The following is a 16,905-nucleotide window of genomic DNA, read 5'->3' as shown; positions in this document are numbered from 1 at the left end:
CGCCAAAAGGGCGCAACCCCTACGGGTGGCGCCCTTTTCTCACCTTCGGCCGTCACTCACTCCTTCAAGCGACGGAACCGATCCTGCTGACGGCGGTGTTCGCGACGTCCGGGTGGATCGGGATGTGCGCACCGGTGAGGGCCGCGCCGCTGCCGCCGCGGCGGTTCGCGACGATCTCGGCGGCGATGGACAGCGCGGTCTCCTCCGGGGAGCGGGCGCCGAGGTCCAGGCCGATCGGGGAGCGCAGGCGGGCCAGTTCGAGCTCGGTGACGCCGACGTCGCGGAGCCGCTTGGTGCGGTCCTCGTGGGTGCGGCGGGAGCCCATGGCGCCGACGTAGGCGACGGGGAGCTTGAGGGCCAGTTCGAGGAGCGGGACGTCGAACTTGGCGTCGTGGGTGAGCACGCACAGGACGGTCCGGCCGTCCACTTCCGTGCTCTCGAGGTAGCGGTGCGGCCAGTCGACGACGATCTCGTCCGCCTCGGGGAAGCGGGTCTTCGTCGCGAAGACGGGCCGTGCGTCGCACACCGTCACCCGGTAGCCGAGGAACTTGCCGATCCGCACGAGGGCGGAGGCGAAGTCGATGGCACCGAAGACGATCATCCGCGGGGGCGGGACGCTGGACTCGACCAGCACCTTCAGCGGCTCTCCGCAGAGCCTGCCGTCGGCGCCGATCTCCAGCACGCCGGTCCTGCCGGCGTCGAGCATGGCGCGGGCCTCTTCGGCGATGGTGCGGTCCAGTTCGGGGTGTCCGCCGAAGCCGCCCTCGTGGGCGCCCTCGGTACGGACGAACACCGCGCGGCCCATGAGCTCGGCCGGGCCCTCGGCTATCCGGGCCACGGCCGCGGCCTCACCGCGGGCCGCGGCGGCCAGGCCGGCCGCGAACACCTCCCGTACGGGAGAGCCCACCGGGACCGGGGTGACGAGGATGTCGATGATCCCGCCGCAGGTCAGACCCACGGCGAAGGCATCGTCGTCGCTGTACCCGAAGCGCTCCTGGACGGTCTCGCCGTCCTCCAGGGCCTGTTGGCACAGCTCGTACACCGCACCCTCCACGCATCCGCCGGAAACCGAGCCGATGGCCGTGCCCTCGCTGTCGACGGCGAGAGCGGCTCCGGGCTGCCGGGGCGCGCTGCCGCCGACCGCCACGACCGTGGCGACGGCGAAGTCACGTCCCTGCTCGACCCACCGGTTCAGCTCTTCGGCGATGTCCAGCATGGGGGGCCTCCTCGGAGAGGTTCGTTTTCCAGTATCGGATACGTGGAGCGTGCGGAATTGCGTACGGATCAGGTCGGTCCGGGTCAGCCGACCCCGAGCCAGCCCTCGATCGGGTGGAGCGCGAAGAAGACCAGGAAGATTCCGGTCAGCGCCCACATGAAGCCGCCGATCTCACGGGCCTTGCCCTGAGCGATCTTGATGGCGACGTAGGAGATGACGCCCGCGGCGACACCGGCGGTGATCGAGTAGGTGAACGGCATGATCACGACGGTCAGGAAGACCGGGATCGAGGTCGCGCTGTCGGACCAGTCCACGTGGCGGGCGTTCTGCATCATCATCGCGCCGATGACGACCAGGGCCGCGGAGGCGACCTCACCCGGGACGATCTGCGTGATCGGGGTGAAGAAGAGGCAGGCGGCGAAGAACAGGCCGGTGACCACGGAGGCGAGGCCCGTGCGGGCACCCTCGCCGACGCCGGTCGCGGACTCGACGAACACGGTCTGGCCGGAGCCGCCCGCGACGCCACCGATGGCGCCACCGGCGCCGTCGATGAACAGGGCCTTGGACAGGCCCGGCATGCGGCCCTTGTCGTCGGCCAGCTTGGCCTCGGTGCCGACACCGATGATGGTGGCCATGGCGTCGAAGAAGCCGGCGAGCACCAGGGTGAAGACGATCATGCCGACCGTCATGTAGCCGACGTCGCCCCAGCCGCCGAAGGAGACGTCACCGAAGAGCGAGAAGTTCGGCATCGAGACCGCGGAGCCGTCGAGCTCCGGCGGGCCGTTCTTCCAGGCCTTCGGGTCGATGTCGACGATGGCGTTGAGGATCGCGGCCAGGACGGTGCCACCGACGATGCCGATCAGGATCGCGCCGGGCACCTTGCGGGCCTGGAGCATGAAGATGGCGATCAGGGTGATGCAGAAGAGCAGGACGGGCCAGCCCGAGAGCTCACCGACCGCACCGAGCTGGACGGGGGGACCGAACTCCGGACCCTTGCCGACGAAACCGGCCTTGAAGAAGCCGATGAGGGCCACGAAGAGGCCGATGCCCATGGTGATGGCGTGCTTGAGCGCGAGGGGGATCGCGTTCATGATCATCTCGCGGAGGCCGGTGACGACCAGGAGACAGATCACGACGCCGTACACCACGCACATGCCCATGGCCTGCGGCCAGGTCATCTGCGGGGCGACCTGCGAGGCGAGCACGCCGGACACGGAGAGGCCGGCAGCGAGGGCCAGCGGCACCTTGCCGACGAAGCCCATGAGGAGCGTGGTCACGGCCGCGGCGAAGGCGGTGGCGGTGATGATCGCCGATCCGTCCATCACGGTGCCAGCGACGTCCTTGCCCGAGAGGAGCAGGGGGTTGAGCAGGAGGATGTACGCCATGGCCATGAAGGTCGTGATACCGCCACGGACCTCGTTGCCGACGTTGGAACCTCTGTGCGTTATGTGAAAGTAGCGGTCGAGCCAAGAACGTCCGGCGGGAGTGCGAGAGCCGTCGCCGGCCTCCTCCGCGGTGGTCTTGGTCTCCACAGACGATTGGGTCATGGTGCCTAACTCCCAAGGTTCAAAGGGGCACCCGCGTGGGGATTGGAGATTGCGGGATTTGGGATGCTGCGTTTGGCTGCACGACCCGGGGTGACGGCCCGAGGCGACGCGAATGTTCACTGCGTGTACTGCGGGTAGTGCGGGGGTGACCGCTGGTACTACGTGGGGGTTTCGCAGGGGTACTGCCAGATGAAGGGACCGCGAGCGGTGCGGTGCTTCGTAGGTGCTCCGGACGGTGCGCTGTGAAGTGTGACGTTCCCAAATCGCACCGCCCGGAGAGTCTGAGGGGGTCCGGGGGCCTCGCGGCCCCCGGACCACGCCGTCCTAGAGGGTCCCGGTGAGGGCTTCCGGACGGATCGGCGTCTTGTTGATGTCCAGACCCGTCGCCTGCCGGATCGCCGCGATGACGGCCGGGGTCGACGAGAGGGTCGGGGCCTCGCCCATACCGCGAAGGCCGTACGGCGCGTTCGGGTCGGCGAGCTCCAGGACGTCGACCGGGATGGTCGGGGTGTCCAGGATGGTCGGGATCAGATAGTCCGTGAAGGAGGGGTTGCGCACCTTCGCGGTCTTCGGGTCCACGATGATCTCTTCCATGATCGCCACGCCGAGGCCCTGGGTCGTACCACCCTGGATCTGGCCCACCACGGAAAGCATGTTGAGCGCCTTGCCGACGTCCTGGGCGGTCGCCAGCTCGACGACCTTGACGAGGCCGAGCTCGGTGTCCACCTCCACGACCGCGCGGTGCGCGGCGAAGGTGTACTGGACGTGGCCGTCGCCCTGACCGGTCTTCAGGTCGAACGCGACGGTCGGCCGGTGCCGGAACTCCAGCTCCAGGTCGATCGCCTCCTCGCCCTCCAGCAGCTCGGCCAGGTCCGCGAGGACCTCGCCGCCGTCGGTGACGACCTTGCCGCCTTCGAGCAGCAGCTCGGCGGTCGCCCACGCCGGGTGGTAGGAGCCGTTCTTGCGGCGGCCGATCTCCAGGACCTTCTCGCGGACGGCCTCACAGGTGTTCTTCACGGCGCCACCGGTCATGTACGTCTGCCGGGAGGCGGACGTCGAACCGGCGGAGCCGACCTGCGTGTCGGCCGGGTGGATGGTCACCTGCGTGACACCCAGCTCCGTGCGGGCGATCTGGGTGTGGACGGTGACGCCGCCCTGGCCGACCTCGGCCATGGCCGTGTGGACCATCGCGACGGCCTCGCCGTTGATGACCTCGAGGCGCACGCGGGCGGTCGAGTAGTCGTCGAAGCCCTCGGAGAAGCCGACGTTCTTGATGCCGACCGCGTAGCCGACGCCGCGGACGACGCCCTCGCCGTGGGTGGTGTTGGAGAGGCCGCCGGGCAGCGCGCGGACGTCCGCGTTCTCGCCGGCGGTCTCCCACTGGCGCTCCGGCGGCAGCGGGCGGGCCTTGACCCGGCGCAGCAGCTCGGCGACCGGGGCCGGGGAGTCCACGACCTGGCCGGTGGGCATGACCGTGCCCATCTCCATGGCGTTCAGCTGGCGGAACTCGACCGGGTCCATGCCCAGCTTCGCCGCGAGCTTGTCCATCTGGGCCTCGTACGCGAAGCAGGCCTGGACGGCGCCGAAGCCGCGCATCGCGCCACAGGGCGGGTTGTTCGTGTAGAGCGCGATCGCCTCGATGTCGACGTCCTCCAGGACGTACGGACCCACCGAGAGGGACGACGCGTTGCCGACGACGGCCGGGGAGGCCGAGGCGTAGGCACCACCGTCGAGGACGATCTTGCACTTCATGTGCGTGAGCTTGCCGTCCTTGGTGGCGCCGTGCTCGTAGTAGAGCTTCGCCGGGTGACGGTGCACGTGACCGAAGAAGGACTCGAACCGGTTGTAGACGATCTTGACCGGCTTGTTCGTGGCGAGGGCCAGGAGGCAGGCGTGGATCTGCATCGAGATGTCCTCGCGGCCGCCGAACGCGCCGCCGACGCCCGAGAGCGTCATGCGGACCTTCTCCGGCGGGAGGCCGAGGACCGGGGCGATCTGCTGGAGGTCCGAGTGCAGCCACTGGGTGGCCACGTACAGGTCGACGCCGCCGTCCTCGGACGGCACCGCGAGGCCGGACTCCGGGCCGAGGAAGGCCTGGTCCTGCATGCCGAAGGTGTACTCGCCCTCGACGATGACGTCGGCGCGCTTGCGGGCCTCTTCCACGTTGCCGCGGACGATCGGCTGGCGGTGCACGATGTTCGGGTGCGGGACGTGACCGATGTGGTGGTCGTCGCGGCCCTCGTGGATCAGCGGCGCGTCGGGAGCGAGGGCTGAGGCCTCGTCCGTGACGAGCGGCAGCTCGCGGTAGTCGATCTTGATCTTGGCGGCCGCGCGGCGGGCGGTCTCCGGGTGGTCGGCGGCCACGAGGGCGACCGGCTCACCGTGGTGACGTACCCGGCCGTTGGCGAGAACCGGGGTGTCCTGGATCTCCAGGCCGTAGTTCTTCATCTCGGCCGGCAGGTCGTCGTACGTCAGCACCGAGTAGACGCCGGGCATGGCGAGCGCCTCGGAGATGTCGATGGAGACGATCTCGGCGTGGGCGACGGTGCTGCGCAGGGTCTGGCCCCACAGCATGTCCTCGTGCCACATGTCCGAGGAGTACGCGAACTCGCCGGTGACCTTGAGGGTGCCGTCCGGGCGGAGAATCGATTCGCCGATGCCGCCCTTGTTGTGCTTCTGGGTGACGTTCGTCGGCGTACCGGCGGGCACGGTGCGGGTGTTCTGAGCCATGGTCAGACCGCCTCTCCCTGACGGGCGGCCGCGAGGCGGACCGCGTCGAGGATCTTCTCGTAGCCCGTGCAGCGGCAGAGGTTGCCGGACAGGGCCTCACGGATGTCCTGGTCGGACGGGGAGGGGTTCTCCTCCAGGAGCGCGTCGGCCTGGACCAGGAGGCCCGGGGTGCAGAAACCGCACTGGACGGCGCCGGCGTCGATGAACGCCTGCTGGATGGTGGAGAGCGGGGCGCCCTCGCCGGTCTGCGAGTCGGCCGCCCGCGAGCGGAGCTCGCTGCCCGGCCCGTGCGCCTGCCACTGCTTGGCCGCGTCCAGGGACACGCCCTTGCTGCCGCAGCCGCCGCCGGTGCCGCAGGCACCGCCGTGGCCGTGCTCGTCGCGCTGCTTGGCGAACTCCGCCAGGCCCTCGACGGTCACGACGTCGCGGCCCTCGACCTGACCGGCCGCTACCAGACAGGAACAGACCGGCACGCCGTCGAGACGGACGGTGCAGGAACCGCACTCGCCCTGCTCGCATGCGTTCTTCGAACCGGGCAGGCCCAGGCGCTCGCGCAGGACGTAGAGGAGGGACTCGCCCTCCCACACGTCGTCGGCTTCCTGCTGACGGCCGTTGACAGTGAAATTGACGCGCATGATTACGCAGCCCCTTCAAGCGAGCGGCCGTTGCCGGTACCGCGGTACTGCTCCCAGGTCCAGACGAGCTGGCGGCGAGCCATGATGCCAACCGCGTGACGGCGGTACTTCGCCGTGCCGCGGACGTCGTCGATCGGGTTGGCCGCGCCGGAGGCGAGGTCACCGAACTGCTTGGCGATCGACGGGGTGATGACCTTGCCGGACTCCCAGAAGCCGCCCTCTTCGAGCGCGGCGTTCAGGAACTCCTCGGCGGCCTTCGCCCGGATCGGGGTCGGCGCGGCCGAACCGATGCCGGTGCGGACCGTGCGGGTCTCCGGGTGCAGCGCCAGACCGAACGCGCAGACCGCGATGACCATCGCGTTGCGGGAGCCGACCTTGGAGTACTGCTGGGGACCGTCCGCCTTCTTCACGTGGATGGTCTTGATGAGCTCGTCGGCGGCGAGCGCGTTGCGCTTCACGCCGGTGTAGAACTCGTCGATCGGGATCAGGCGGGAGCCGCGTACGGACTCCACCTCGACCTCGGCGCCCGCCGCGAGCAGCGCGGGGTGGGAGTCACCGGCCGGCGAGGCACAACCGAGGTTGCCGCCGACACCGCCGCGGTTGCGGATCTGCGGGGACGCGACCGTGTGCGAGGCGAGCGCGAGACCCGGAAGCTCCGTCCGCAGGTTCTCCATGATCTGCGTGTACGGGACGGAGGCGCCCAGACGGACCACGTCCTCGCCGACCTCCCACTCCCGCAGGAGACCGATGCGGTTCAGGTCCAGGAGGTACTCCGGCCGACGGTGGTCGAAGTTGATCTCGACCATCACATCGGTGCCACCCGCAATCGGCACAGCTGTGGGGAACTCGGCCTTAGCGGCGAGCGCCTCCTCCCAGCTGGCGGGGCGAAGGAAGTCCATGAGCGGCTCTCTTCTTCTTCATCGTGTCGTTCACTTCAAGCCAGGAGGCCTAAGGGCCCTCGACTGGTCGTTCACGTGCTGTTAACGCGGTGTGGACTCAGTACACCGGCCGCCTGTCCCCCGGGTGCAGTCACCGAAACCATGAAGGAGTTGGCTGACGGCCTCCCTCGTCTTGTAGATTCGTATGAAAGGCAGGATGCGACGACCTGCCCGATTTCCAACGGCAACATTCGAGACAGATCGGCGGCGACATCATGCGGCTGCGCGCACTGCTGGAAACCGAGGCGCTGGGGCTGCGGCTGCTCGGCGGCGAGGAAGAACTCGACCGGACGGTCCGCGGGGTCATGACGACCGACCTGCGTGATCCCAGCCGGTACCTCTCGGGGGGTGAACTCGTCCTCACCGGCCTGGCCTGGAGACGAAATTCAGCCGATTCCGAGCCGTTCGTACGAATCCTCGCGAGCGCCGGCGTCGCCGGGCTCGCGGCGGGCGAGGCGGAGCTCGGCGCCATCCCGGACGATCTTGTTTCGGCCTGCGTGCGCAACCGGCTGCCGCTGTTCGCCGTGAACGAGGACGTTGCATTCGCCACGATCACCGAGTACGTCGTACGGCAGGTCTCGGGCGAGCGCGCCGGTGATCTCGCGGCCGTCGTGGACCGCCATCGCCGTCTGATGACCTCGGGTCCGGCCGGCGGCGGACCCGACGTGGTGCTGGATCTGCTCACCACCGACCTCGATCTCCGGGCCTGGGTGCTGTCCCCCACGGGCCGGCAGATCGCCGGGGCGGGCGAGCCGCTGGCGCCGGGCGTGTGCGCAGCACTGGCGAGCGAGCACCTTGCGGCGGTCCGGACGGGCCGTAGGGGGCCGCACCGGATCTCCATCCAGGGTATTACCTACTCGCTCTTCCCGATCAGGGGACACGGCCGCGGCGCGGCCGGCCCGGCGGCCCGGGACGTGCGCGAGACCGTGCTGTCGGACTGGCTGCTGGCCGTCGAGGCGGACGCCGGCGACTGGCCCGCCGAGCGGCTGGACCTGCTCCAGGGCGTCACCCAGCTGATCGCCGTGGAGCGGGACCGGCGCGACGCGGCCCGTACGGTGCGCCGCCGCCTCGCACAGGAAATCCTGGAGCTGGTCCAGACGGGTGCCGCGCCCGCCGAGATCGCCGCCCGCCTGCGGGTGGCGGCCCCGGTGCTGCTGCCCGGGCTGGGCGCCGCCCCGCACTGGCAGGTCGTCGTGGCCCGGGTGGACTGGGAGGGCGGGGACATCCCCGGCGGCCCGGTTGCCCAGTCGCTGCTGGAGGAGATCCTCGTCGACCCGTCGGTCTCGGGGCCGGAGCCCTCCGACCGGATCGCGGTGGCCCATGCGGGTGACGAGGCCATCGCGCTCGTGCCGCTGCCCTCGCTGTCCGGGGACGCCGGGGAGGACAAGGGCCCGGACTCGGCCCTGCACGCCGACGAGCTGCTCTCGGCCGTACGGGACCCCCTGGCGGCCGGTCTGGCCGACGACGGCCGGCTCACGCTGGGCGTCAGCGCGGCCGTGCACTCCGCCGAGGGGCTGCGCGGGGCGCTGGAGGAGGCCCGGCACGCCCGCCGGGTGGCCGCGGCGCGTCCCGGCCGGGTCTGCGCGGCCGGCCACCACGAGCTGGCCTCTCACGTGCTGCTGCTGCCGTTCGTCCCGGACGACGTCCGCCGCGCCTTCACGGCCCGGCTGCTGGACCCGCTGCGGGACTACGACCGGCGCCACCGCGCGGAGCTCATCCCGACCCTGGAGGCCTTCCTGGACTGCGACGGTTCGTGGACCCGCTGCGCGACGCGACTGCACCTGCACGTCAACACGCTGCGCTACCGGGTCGGGCGCATCGAGCAGTTGACGGCGCGTGACCTGTCCCGGCTGGAGGACAAGCTCGACTTCTTCCTGGCGCTGCGCATGAGCTGAGAAGATCCGTCCCGCAGCCGGAGGAGTCCGACCTGCGGGACGGCTGATGATCCGTCCGGACTTTGTGAAAGAGTTCACCCGACCCCTTGGCCGATGCCGCCGATCCGTGCTCTCATTTCGCCCCAGGGCTCAACGATGTGCTGCTTGGTTGCTTTGGGGAGGGCAATGTGGCGGATACCGCCATGTCGGGTGCCGGAACAACCGGAGGGGACGACCCCCTCCAGCGGGCGATATGGCGGCTGCGCTCGCGCGGCTGTTGGACCGATGCGGCGGCGCTGCTGACGCCGCACCTCGCCGATGCGGGTGCCGCGGTCCAGCGCACCGCGCTGCTGGTCGAGCGGTGCCTGTTCACCGGCCAGGGCTGGGCCGAGGCCGAGGACGCGCTGCGGGTCGCCGAGGCGGTGGCGCAGGACGACGACGACCGGGGCGCGGCCGCGTGCGAGCGGGGCCAGCTGGCGTACGCCGCCACCGTGCTCGGCGTGCGCGACCGGGCGGACGAGGCCCGCTCCGCGCTGGGCCGGGCGGCGGCCCTGTTGTCCCCGGGCTCCCGGACCCGCCCGCTGCTGGACTTCCGCCGAGGCCTGGTGGCCGAGCACCTGGCGGACGCCCCGGAGTCGGCCCGGCCGGCGTACCGCCGGGCGCACGCGGGCGCGGAGGCACACGGGGACACCCTGCTGCTGTCCTTCACGTGGCGGCACCTGGCCGCGCTCTCCCTGCGGGACGGCGAGGTGGCCGAGGCCCGCAAGGGGTTCGCGGAGTCCCTGCGGATCCGGGAGGACCTGGGCTTCCTGATCGGCACGGCGCCCGCGCTGGCCGCGCTGGCCGAGGCCGAGCCGGAACCGGAGGCCGCCCGCCTGCGCGCGGAGGCCCGCCGCCTGTTCCACCTCCTGGGCGGCATCCCCACCTGGCTGGCGGACCAACTCCAGCCGGCCCCGGCCCCGGCCCCTTCGCCTGCGGCGTAGCTTCCCTGCCCGCACGGCGCGGCTGAAAGAACCGGGGCTCCGCCCCGTACCCCGCTCCTCGAACGCCGGAAGGGGCTGAATTCGCGCTCCGCGCAATCCGGCCCCGCGCGCACGTGCAGTCCGACGCCGGCCCCATCCAGCCCCGCCGGCGCTGAGGCGCGGGCGCGGAGCGCCGTCAGGGGGCCGGGGCGGAGCCCCGGGGTCAGGAGCCGGCGAAGTGTTCGCGGACGAGGGACTCGACCACCGGGAGGTCGCGGGCGATCAGCGCCTCCAGCAGCGCCGAATGCTCCGCCGCGTCGGCGACAAGGTCCGCCCGCCGAATCCGCGGAGCGCCCGGCAGGGGCCACTGCGCCCGCCGGTGGAGCTCCTCCGCCACCTGCACCAGCTGCGCATTGCCCGCCAGCCTCAGCACGGCCCGGTGGAAGGACCGGTCCGCCTCCGCGTAGCCCGGCAGGTCGCCCGCCGCGGCCGCCTCCGCCGTGGCGGCGGCCTCCGGGCGCAGGGCCTCCCAGGTCTCCGCGGGCACCGTACGGGCCAGCCGGAGCATGACGGGGACCTCGAGCAGCGCCCGGACCTCGGCCAGCTCGGCCAGCTGTCGAGGGGTGCGCGACAGGACGCGGAAGCCCCGGTTCGGCAGGCATTCCACCGCCCCCTCGACCGCCAGCTGCTGCATCGCCTCGCGCACAGGGGTCGCGGAGACCCCGAAGCGTTCTCCGAGGGCGGGGCCCGAGTAGATCTCCCCGGGCGCCAGCTCGCCGTCGATCAGCGCCGCGCGCAGGGCGTCGAGAATCTGCCCGCGCACCGAATGGCGCAGTACCTTCCGTGTCTTCTGTGCCTGTATCCGGGCTCGGTCCGTGTCGTGCACTCGGTCCTCCTCCGGGTCCCGACCTGACCTGAGGATACGGCCTCGCCGAGATCGGGTAAGGTAAGGCTAACCTGTCAACGATCGTGCGATTCGGTGGTCCACCCCATGGCCGTCACTGTCGTGACCCCTGCCCTGCACGTCCCGCACGCCCCGGCCGGCTCTCCGGTGGCGGACGCGTACGCACGCCTGGCAGAGGTCTACGGCGGACTGCGGGTCGACGAGCGAGCTGCGCACGAACCCGTCCCTCGCGGTGTGGGATGGGTCGGCGCGGACGAGCTCGCGGCGGGCGGACCGGCCCTGGACGCCTTCCTCGCCTGGGACAACGCCCAGGTGCTGAGGGACTACGGGACCCAGGCCCGCCCCGACGTGATCGCGAGCTTCGGGCTGCACCGGTACGCGTGGCCGGCCTGCCTGCTGATCACCCTCCCGTGGTTCCTGCACCGGCGGGTCCCGTACCTCCCGGTGGCCGGGGTGGCCTTCCACCGGACCCTCGGCCGGATGGCCCTGCGCGTCGAGGAGTTCGCCTGCCTGCCGGACGATCCGGCGGCCGTTCTCCCCGGGGCCCGTGTCGTGCCCGACGAGGAGGCGCTGCGCGGCGAGGTGCGGGCTGCGGTGGCCCAGCACCTCGGGCCCGTGCTGGAAGGTTTCGGCCCGCGCATGCGGCGCGGCCGCCGCGCCCTGTGGGGCATGGTGACCGACGAGGTCGTCGAGAGCCTCTGGTACGTCGGCGACCTGCTCGGCGAGGAGCGCCGGGCGATGGCCGAGCTGGAGGCGCTGCTGCCCGGCTCCACCGCCCCGTACACCGGGGGCGCGGGATTCCGTACGCTCGCGGGTCCCGACGGCCGCGGGCTGCCCACCCGGGACCGGGCCAGCTGCTGCTTCTTCTACACGATCCGGCCCGAGGACACCTGTGTCACGTGCCCCCGGACCTGCGACGCGGACCGCGTCGCCCGGCTCACGGCCGACACCGTCGACTACTGAGCGTGATCACGCCCCTAACCCACCCGTAGGGGTGGCCGTAATCGAACGCAACTCGGTTCGCACGGTCGTCAGTTCGAGCTACAACACCCTATCCGGCGGGCCCCGCCCCCCGATGGCGTCCACTTGCCCCGAAACCCGCGTGCACGGCTCGCCGGCTACGCCACTATGGCGCCCGGAAAGCCGCAGAGCCGCATGGACGCACACGCGAGGCAAGGGACATCCGCATGAGACTGACCGACATATCGCTGGACTGGCTGCTGCCCGGCAGCCTGCTGATCCTGGGCGTACTTGCGGCAGTTGCGGTACTGGCCCGTGGCAAGCGCGAGAGCGAGAAGGCCGCGGCCGAGGACAGCTGGGAGCGCAGCGAGGAGCGGCGGCGGCGCAAGGAAGCCGTCTACGGGACGGCCTCGTACGTCCTGCTCTTCTGCTGCGCGGCCGTCGCCGCCGCGCTCTCCTTCCACGGCCTGGTCGGCTTCGGCCGGCAGAACCTCAACCTCTCCGGGGGCTGGGAGTACCTGGTTCCCTTCGGCCTCGACGGCGCCGCCATGTTCTGCTCGGTACTCGCCGTCCGCGAGGCCAGCCACGGCGACGCGGCCCTCGGTTCGCGCATGCTGGTCTGGCTGTTCGCGGGCGCGGCCGCGTGGTTCAACTGGGTGCACGCCCCGCGAGGTCTGGGCCACGACGGGGCCCCGCAGTTCTTCGCCGGGATGTCGCTCTCGGCGGCCGTGCTCTTCGACCGCGCCCTCAAGCAGACCCGCCGGGCGGCGCTGCGCGAACAGGGCCTGATCCCGAGGCCGTTGCCGCAGATCCGGATGGTGCGCTGGCTGCGCGCGCCCCGGGAGACCTTCGGCGCCTGGTCGCTCATGCTGCTGGAGGGGGTCCGCACCCTCGACGAGGCCGTGGACGAGGTGCGCGAGGACAAGAAGGAGAAGGAGCAGGACCGGCACCGAAGGCGGGAGCAGCACCGTCTGGACCGCGCGCACATCAGGGCGCTCGGCCGCCAGCACCGGGCCTTCGGCCGCGCCCGCGGCCGTCAGGTCGAGCTGCCCGAACTGACGCAGGGAGCGGGCTCCGCGCCGGTCGGCGCGGAGCCGGCCATACCGGAAACGGGACAACTGCCCTCGCGCCGCCGGCCCTCCCTGCAGGCCGTGAACGGAACCGAATCCCTTGAGGTGACCGGCACCCGGACGGTGGACCTCACCGCCGAGGACGACACCCAGACCATTCCCCGGCTGGACTCGCTGGAGCGCAAACTGAAGGACCTGGAGCAGCAGTTCGGCTGACCGGTCCCGATCGGGGAACCCGGAGGGCCCGCCCGCTCAGGCGGGCTCTCCCTCGTACGGCGCGTCGTGGCGCCCGTCCAGCTCGAACCACACCACCTTGCCGCTGCCCAGGGCCAGCGCGTCCACGCCCCAGTCGTCGGCGAGCGCCTGCACCAGCACGAGTCCCCGGCCGTGCGTACCGTCGTCGGCGGTCGGTACGTACGGCCGGGGCCTGCGTGCGGCGTAGTCCCGGACCTCCACCCGTAACCGTTCGGCGGCGAGACTCGCGGACACCTCCGCGCCCCGGTCGGTGTGGACGAGGGCGTTGGTGACGAGCTCGGTGATCAGCAGCTCGGCCACCTCGGCCGCATCGGTGCGGCAACGGTGGCGCATCAACTCCCTCAGGGCCCGACGGACTTCGCCCACCGCCTTCAGGTCGGCCCGGCGCACGCTCCGCGTGATCCGCAGCATGTCCACCGCTCCCCCGTCCTTGCCGGCGGACGGTTCGCGCGGCACCGGCCTTCCTCTCCGCCACAGCTTCCCGGTCTTCGCCCCCACCCGCACGGCGATGCCCCTCCCCGCGTCCACGCTCTCGAACAGGTCTACGGGATGCATGCCCCCCGGGGGGGTCCGCACTCCTGCGGGCTTACGGGCGGGGCACGTTGCGCAGGTTGGATCGAGCCATCTGGATCATGCGGCCCACCCCGCCGTCCAACACGATCTTGCTGGCCGACAGTGCGAATCCGGTCACCATCTCGGCGCTGATCCTCGGTGGGATCGACAGGGCGTTGGGGTCCGTCACCACGTCCACCAGGGCGGGTCCCTTGTGCCGGAAGGCGTCCTTCAAAGCCCCTGTGAGCTGCTTGGGCTTCTCGACGCGGACCCCGTAGGCCCCCGCCGCGCGGGCGATCGCGGCGAAGTCCGGGTTCTTGTTTGTCGTCCCGTAGGAGGGCAGGCCGGAAACCAGCATCTCCAACTCGACCATTCCGAGGGATGAGTTGTTGAAGAGGACCACTTTGACGGGGAGGTCGTACTGCACCAGGGTGAGGAAATCTCCCATCAGCATCGAGAAACCGCCGTCACCCGACATCGACACCACTTGACGGTTCCGGTCGGTGAACTGTGCGCCGATGGCCTGCGGGAGGGCGTTGGCCATGGAGCCGTGGCTGAAGGAGCCGATGATGCGCCGTTTGCCGTTCGGGGAAAGATAGCGCGCCGCCCACACATTGCACATGCCGGTGTCGACGGTGAAAACGGCGTCCTCGTGGGCCAGTTCGTCGAGAACCGCGGCCACGTACTCGGGGTGGATCGGGGTGTGCTTCTCGACCTTGCGCGTGTAGGCCTTCACCACTCCTTCCAGGGCGTCCGCGTGCTTCTTCAGCATCCGGTCCAGGAAGCGGCGGTCCGTCTTGGTCTTCACCCTCGCGTTCAGCGCGCGCAGGGTCTCCCGCACGTCTCCCCAGACCGCGAGGTCCAACTTGGAGCGGCGGCCCAGGTGTTCGGGCCGGATGTCCACCTGGACGATCTTCACGTCGTCGGGGAGGAAGGCGTTGTACGGGAAGTCCGTGCCGAGCAGGACCAGCAGGTCGCACTCGTGGGTGGCCTCGTAGGCCGCGCCGTAGCCCAGCAGCCCGCTCATGCCGACGTCGTACGGGTTCTCGTACTGGATCCACTCCTTGCCGCGCAGGGCGTGCCCCACGGGCGCCTTGACCCGGCCGGCGAACTCCATCACCTCGGCGTGCGCACCCGCGGTGCCGCTGCCGCAGAAGAGCGTGACCTTGTCCGCCTCGTCGACGAGCCGGACCAGCTTCTCGATCTCGCCGTCGCCGGGCCGCACCGTGGGGCGGGCGGTGACGAGCGCGTGCTCCACCGCCTTCTCCGGGGCGGGCCGGGCGGCGACGTCCCCGGGCAGGGCGACGACGCTGACGCCGCTGCGGCCGATGGCGTGCTGCACGGCGGTCTGGAGCAGCCGGGGCATCTGCGCGGGGTTCGAGATCAGCTCGCTGTAGTGGCTGCACTCGCGGAAGAGCTGGTCGGGATGGGTCTCCTGGAAGTAGCCGAGGCCGATCTCGCTGGAGGGGATGTGCGAGGCGAGGGCGAGCACCGGCGCCATCGAACGCTGGGCGTCGTACAGCCCGTTGATCAGGTGCAGGTTCCCCGGGCCGCAGGAGCCCGCGCAGGCGGCGAGGCGGCCGGTGATCTGGGCCTCGGCGCCCGCCGCGAAGGCCGCCGTCTCCTCGTGGCGCACCTGGATCCAGTCGATGTCACCCGTCCGGCGGATCGCGTCCACGATGGGGTTGAGGCTGTCGCCGACGACTCCGTACATCCGCCGCACGCCGGCGCGCACGAGGATGTCGACGAACTGCTCCGCCACGTTCTGCTTGGCCATGAGGGGGGCACCCTTCCCGGTCTCCGGTCCGGTCTCTCCGACACGCGTGCCTCCCATCCAGCCATGTGCGCGCCGGTTACGCCTCCCAGACCGCGGCGGCCGTGCGGTCGTCGGCGTACCCCTTGAGGCGGAGCTGGATGTCCGCGAGGAAGGCGGCCAGGCCCGGCGGTTCCCCCTCGCTCCAGCGGGCGGCGAGCTCCGCCGTGAGGGCGGCCTCCTCCCGCATGGGCTCCGCCAGGCCGCCGGAGCACAGCAGCAGGGTGTCACCCGGGCGGGCGACGGCCGCGCGGAACCGGAAGCCTCCCTCGGTGTCCTCGGCCTGCCCGGCGGGTTCCAGGTCCTGCCACTGGCCCGAACGGAGCCGGAACAGCCCGCCGGCGCCCGCGCCGAAGCAGACCCGCGTGCGGCACTCGGGGTCCACGGGGAGCAGCAGGCCGCGCAGCCCGGCGGTGTACGCCGCCTCGGGGAGCCCCAGCTCGGCGGCGCGGGCCCGGAGCCGGCCGTAGCCCCGGTCGGTAAGCCGCTGGAGGCCCGAGCGCAGGGCGTCGCGGCGCCCGGCGCGGATGTCATCGGCGAGGCGGCCCTGGCTCCGCCCGACGGCCGCCGCGACCGTGCGGCACAGCTCGGCGGCGGCCTCCGCGGCCCCGGGCGCGGCCCGGTCCCCGCCGGCCAGGGCCACCAGCACCAGGGCGTCGTCCCCGCCGCCGAAGCGGGCGGTGAGCAGGAAGTCCCGGCGGGCCTCGCCGCGGAAGCGGGCGGAGTCCCCGCGCAGGGAGGCGGCGCGCAGGGTGTGGGTGCCGTAGCGGGCCCCCTCCAGCACGGTGTCCGGGATCAGCCCCTCGAGGGCGGCCGGGTCGGCGGGCGGGAGCGCGCCCGGTTCGGCGGCGTAGGTGGGTGCCCGGTCGCCGAGGTGGTGCACCTCGGGCCGCCGCCCCGCCGGGGCGTCCGCTGCGGGTACGGGTCCAGGTACGGGCGCGGGCTGCGGCACCTCCTCGGTCCGGTCCGCCCGGCGCGGCGCGTGCGCACGCCGGACCGGCAGCTCGGGCCCGGCCACGGGCGGCACCTCGACACCCCCGAGCGCGTACCCGGTGGCCCCACCCGCACGAGGATCCCGCGGCACGCCGAAACCTGCCGGGGGCGGGGGTGTGGGCGGAGTCGCAGCCGGAGCCGGGGGCGCGAGCGGGCCGGGGTCCATGGGCGGTGCCGGAGCCGCAGGCGGACCCGAGGACGAAGGCGGACCCGGAGCCGTAGACGGGGTCGAGGAGGTCGACGGAGCCGCGGGCGGTGCCGGCGCCGAAGGCTGCGCCGAGGCCCAAGGCCGTGGCGAGGCCGTAGGCGGGGCCGCGGACGAGGGCGGGCCCGATGCGTCCGACGGAGTCGAAGGCGGTGCCGGGGGCGCCGGCGGGGCCTGCGCCCCGCCCGCCGATCCGGCCGGGCTTGGTCCGGGAGCGGCCCAGTTCGGTGCGCATGTCCTCGATCAGGGCG

13 protein-coding genes and 1 pseudogene are annotated in these 16,905 nt (G+C 71.9%); 5 read left to right on the top strand and 9 right to left on the bottom strand.

The window, feature by feature from the left end; all coding sequences use genetic code 11:
- Positions 1-64: 64 nt before the first annotated feature.
- The 5 genes from PV721_RS19140 to PV721_RS19120 all read right to left on the bottom strand — a co-directional run bounded on the left by PV721_RS19140 (position 65) and on the right by PV721_RS19120 (position 7,027).
- Positions 65-1,216 carry an XdhC/CoxI family protein gene (locus PV721_RS19140; protein ID WP_319725862.1) on the bottom strand — a complete coding sequence of 384 codons (1,152 nt, stop codon included), beginning with the start codon at positions 1,214-1,216 and terminating at the stop codon, positions 65-67.
- 83 nt (positions 1,217-1,299) lie between these two features.
- A complete protein-coding gene (locus PV721_RS19135) occupies positions 1,300-2,763 on the bottom strand; it encodes an NCS2 family permease (protein WP_319725861.1) in 1,464 nt (487 codons plus the stop codon).
- Positions 2,764-3,087: 324 nt separating this feature from the next.
- Positions 3,088-5,493 (bottom strand): xanthine dehydrogenase subunit D, encoded by a 2,406-nt coding sequence (pucD, locus tag PV721_RS19130; protein WP_319725859.1) that lies wholly within the window; start codon positions 5,491-5,493, stop codon positions 3,088-3,090.
- A gap of 2 nt (positions 5,494-5,495) precedes the next feature.
- The gene (locus tag PV721_RS19125) at positions 5,496-6,128 is read right to left on the bottom strand and encodes a (2Fe-2S)-binding protein (RefSeq protein WP_319725856.1); all 633 of its coding nucleotides are present in this window, start codon (positions 6,126-6,128) and stop codon (positions 5,496-5,498) included.
- Positions 6,129-6,130: 2 nt separating this feature from the next.
- Positions 6,131-7,027 (bottom strand): FAD binding domain-containing protein, encoded by an 897-nt coding sequence (locus tag PV721_RS19120; RefSeq protein WP_214937389.1) that lies wholly within the window; start codon positions 7,025-7,027, stop codon positions 6,131-6,133.
- A 254-nt stretch (positions 7,028-7,281) separates the two neighbouring features.
- Here PV721_RS19120 and PV721_RS19115 point away from each other — a divergent pair, with 254 nt between their 5' ends.
- On the top strand, positions 7,282-8,961 hold the full coding sequence (locus tag PV721_RS19115) for a PucR family transcriptional regulator (protein WP_319725849.1): 1,680 nt from the start codon (positions 7,282-7,284) through the stop codon (positions 8,959-8,961).
- A 167-nt stretch (positions 8,962-9,128) separates the two neighbouring features.
- Positions 9,129-9,923 (top strand): hypothetical protein, encoded by a 795-nt coding sequence (locus PV721_RS19110; RefSeq protein ID WP_319725847.1) that lies wholly within the window; start codon positions 9,129-9,131, stop codon positions 9,921-9,923.
- A gap of 202 nt (positions 9,924-10,125) precedes the next feature.
- On the opposite strand, the gene PV721_RS19105 is transcribed toward PV721_RS19110, so the two are convergent.
- Positions 10,126-10,788, bottom strand: coding sequence for a GntR family transcriptional regulator (locus PV721_RS19105; RefSeq protein ID WP_319725845.1), 663 nt, complete (start codon positions 10,786-10,788; stop codon positions 10,126-10,128).
- Positions 10,789-10,893: 105 nt separating this feature from the next.
- On the opposite strand from PV721_RS19105, the gene PV721_RS19100 reads away from it, so the two are divergent.
- Both PV721_RS19100 and PV721_RS19095 read left to right on the top strand, forming a co-directional pair.
- Positions 10,894-11,769, top strand: coding sequence for a (2Fe-2S)-binding protein (locus tag PV721_RS19100; protein ID WP_319725842.1), 876 nt, complete (start codon positions 10,894-10,896; stop codon positions 11,767-11,769).
- Positions 11,770-11,993: 224 nt separating this feature from the next.
- Positions 11,994-13,052: a DUF2637 domain-containing protein gene (locus PV721_RS19095; RefSeq protein WP_319725840.1), complete on the top strand. Its 1,059-nt coding sequence runs from the start codon at positions 11,994-11,996 to the stop codon at positions 13,050-13,052.
- A 36-nt stretch (positions 13,053-13,088) separates the two neighbouring features.
- On the opposite strand, the gene PV721_RS19090 is transcribed toward PV721_RS19095, so the two are convergent.
- The 3 genes from PV721_RS19090 to PV721_RS19080 form a co-directional block, all read right to left on the bottom strand.
- Positions 13,089-13,502, bottom strand: coding sequence for an ATP-binding protein (locus PV721_RS19090; RefSeq protein ID WP_319725884.1), 414 nt, complete (start codon positions 13,500-13,502; stop codon positions 13,089-13,091).
- A gap of 175 nt (positions 13,503-13,677) precedes the next feature.
- Positions 13,678-15,420, bottom strand: a complete 1,743-nt coding sequence (locus tag PV721_RS19085; RefSeq protein ID WP_319725837.1) for a pyruvate dehydrogenase — start codon at positions 15,418-15,420, stop codon at positions 13,678-13,680.
- 76 nt (positions 15,421-15,496) lie between these two features.
- Positions 15,497-16,474: a protein phosphatase 2C domain-containing protein gene (locus PV721_RS19080; protein WP_319725834.1), complete on the bottom strand. Its 978-nt coding sequence runs from the start codon at positions 16,472-16,474 to the stop codon at positions 15,497-15,499.
- Positions 16,475-16,565: 91 nt separating this feature from the next.
- Here PV721_RS19080 and PV721_RS19075 point away from each other — a divergent pair.
- A pseudogene (locus tag PV721_RS19075) lies at positions 16,566-16,905 on the top strand (hypothetical protein); the annotation flags it as partial.

The organism is Streptomyces sp. MB09-01, from assembly GCF_033794505.1.
Classification (GTDB): Bacteria; Actinomycetota; Actinomycetes; order Streptomycetales; family Streptomycetaceae; genus Streptomyces.
This window is presented reverse-complemented; position numbering and strand designations above follow the sequence as displayed.

What these genes read in the sequence shown, in the direction of transcription:
- PV721_RS19090 (WP_319725884.1), bottom strand. Translation starts at nt 13,502, where the DNA reads ATGCTGCGGATCACGCGGAGCGTGCGCCGGGCCGACCTGAAGGCGGTG.
- PV721_RS19140 (WP_319725862.1), bottom strand. Translation starts at nt 1,216, where the DNA reads ATGCTGGACATCGCCGAAGAGCTGAACCGGTGGGTCGAGCAGGGACGT.
- pucD (WP_319725859.1), bottom strand. Translation starts at nt 5,493, where the DNA reads ATGGCTCAGAACACCCGCACCGTGCCCGCCGGTACGCCGACGAACGTC.
- PV721_RS19115 (WP_319725849.1), top strand. Translation starts at nt 7,282, where the DNA reads ATGCGGCTGCGCGCACTGCTGGAAACCGAGGCGCTGGGGCTGCGGCTG.
- PV721_RS19095 (WP_319725840.1), top strand. Translation starts at nt 11,994, where the DNA reads ATGAGACTGACCGACATATCGCTGGACTGGCTGCTGCCCGGCAGCCTG.
- PV721_RS19125 (WP_319725856.1), bottom strand. Translation starts at nt 6,128, where the DNA reads ATGCGCGTCAATTTCACTGTCAACGGCCGTCAGCAGGAAGCCGACGAC.
- PV721_RS19085 (WP_319725837.1), bottom strand. Translation starts at nt 15,420, where the DNA reads ATGGCCAAGCAGAACGTGGCGGAGCAGTTCGTCGACATCCTCGTGCGC.
- PV721_RS19120 (WP_214937389.1), bottom strand. Translation starts at nt 7,027, where the DNA reads ATGGACTTCCTTCGCCCCGCCAGCTGGGAGGAGGCGCTCGCCGCTAAG.
- PV721_RS19135 (WP_319725861.1), bottom strand. Translation starts at nt 2,763, where the DNA reads ATGACCCAATCGTCTGTGGAGACCAAGACCACCGCGGAGGAGGCCGGC.
- PV721_RS19100 (WP_319725842.1), top strand. Translation starts at nt 10,894, where the DNA reads ATGGCCGTCACTGTCGTGACCCCTGCCCTGCACGTCCCGCACGCCCCG.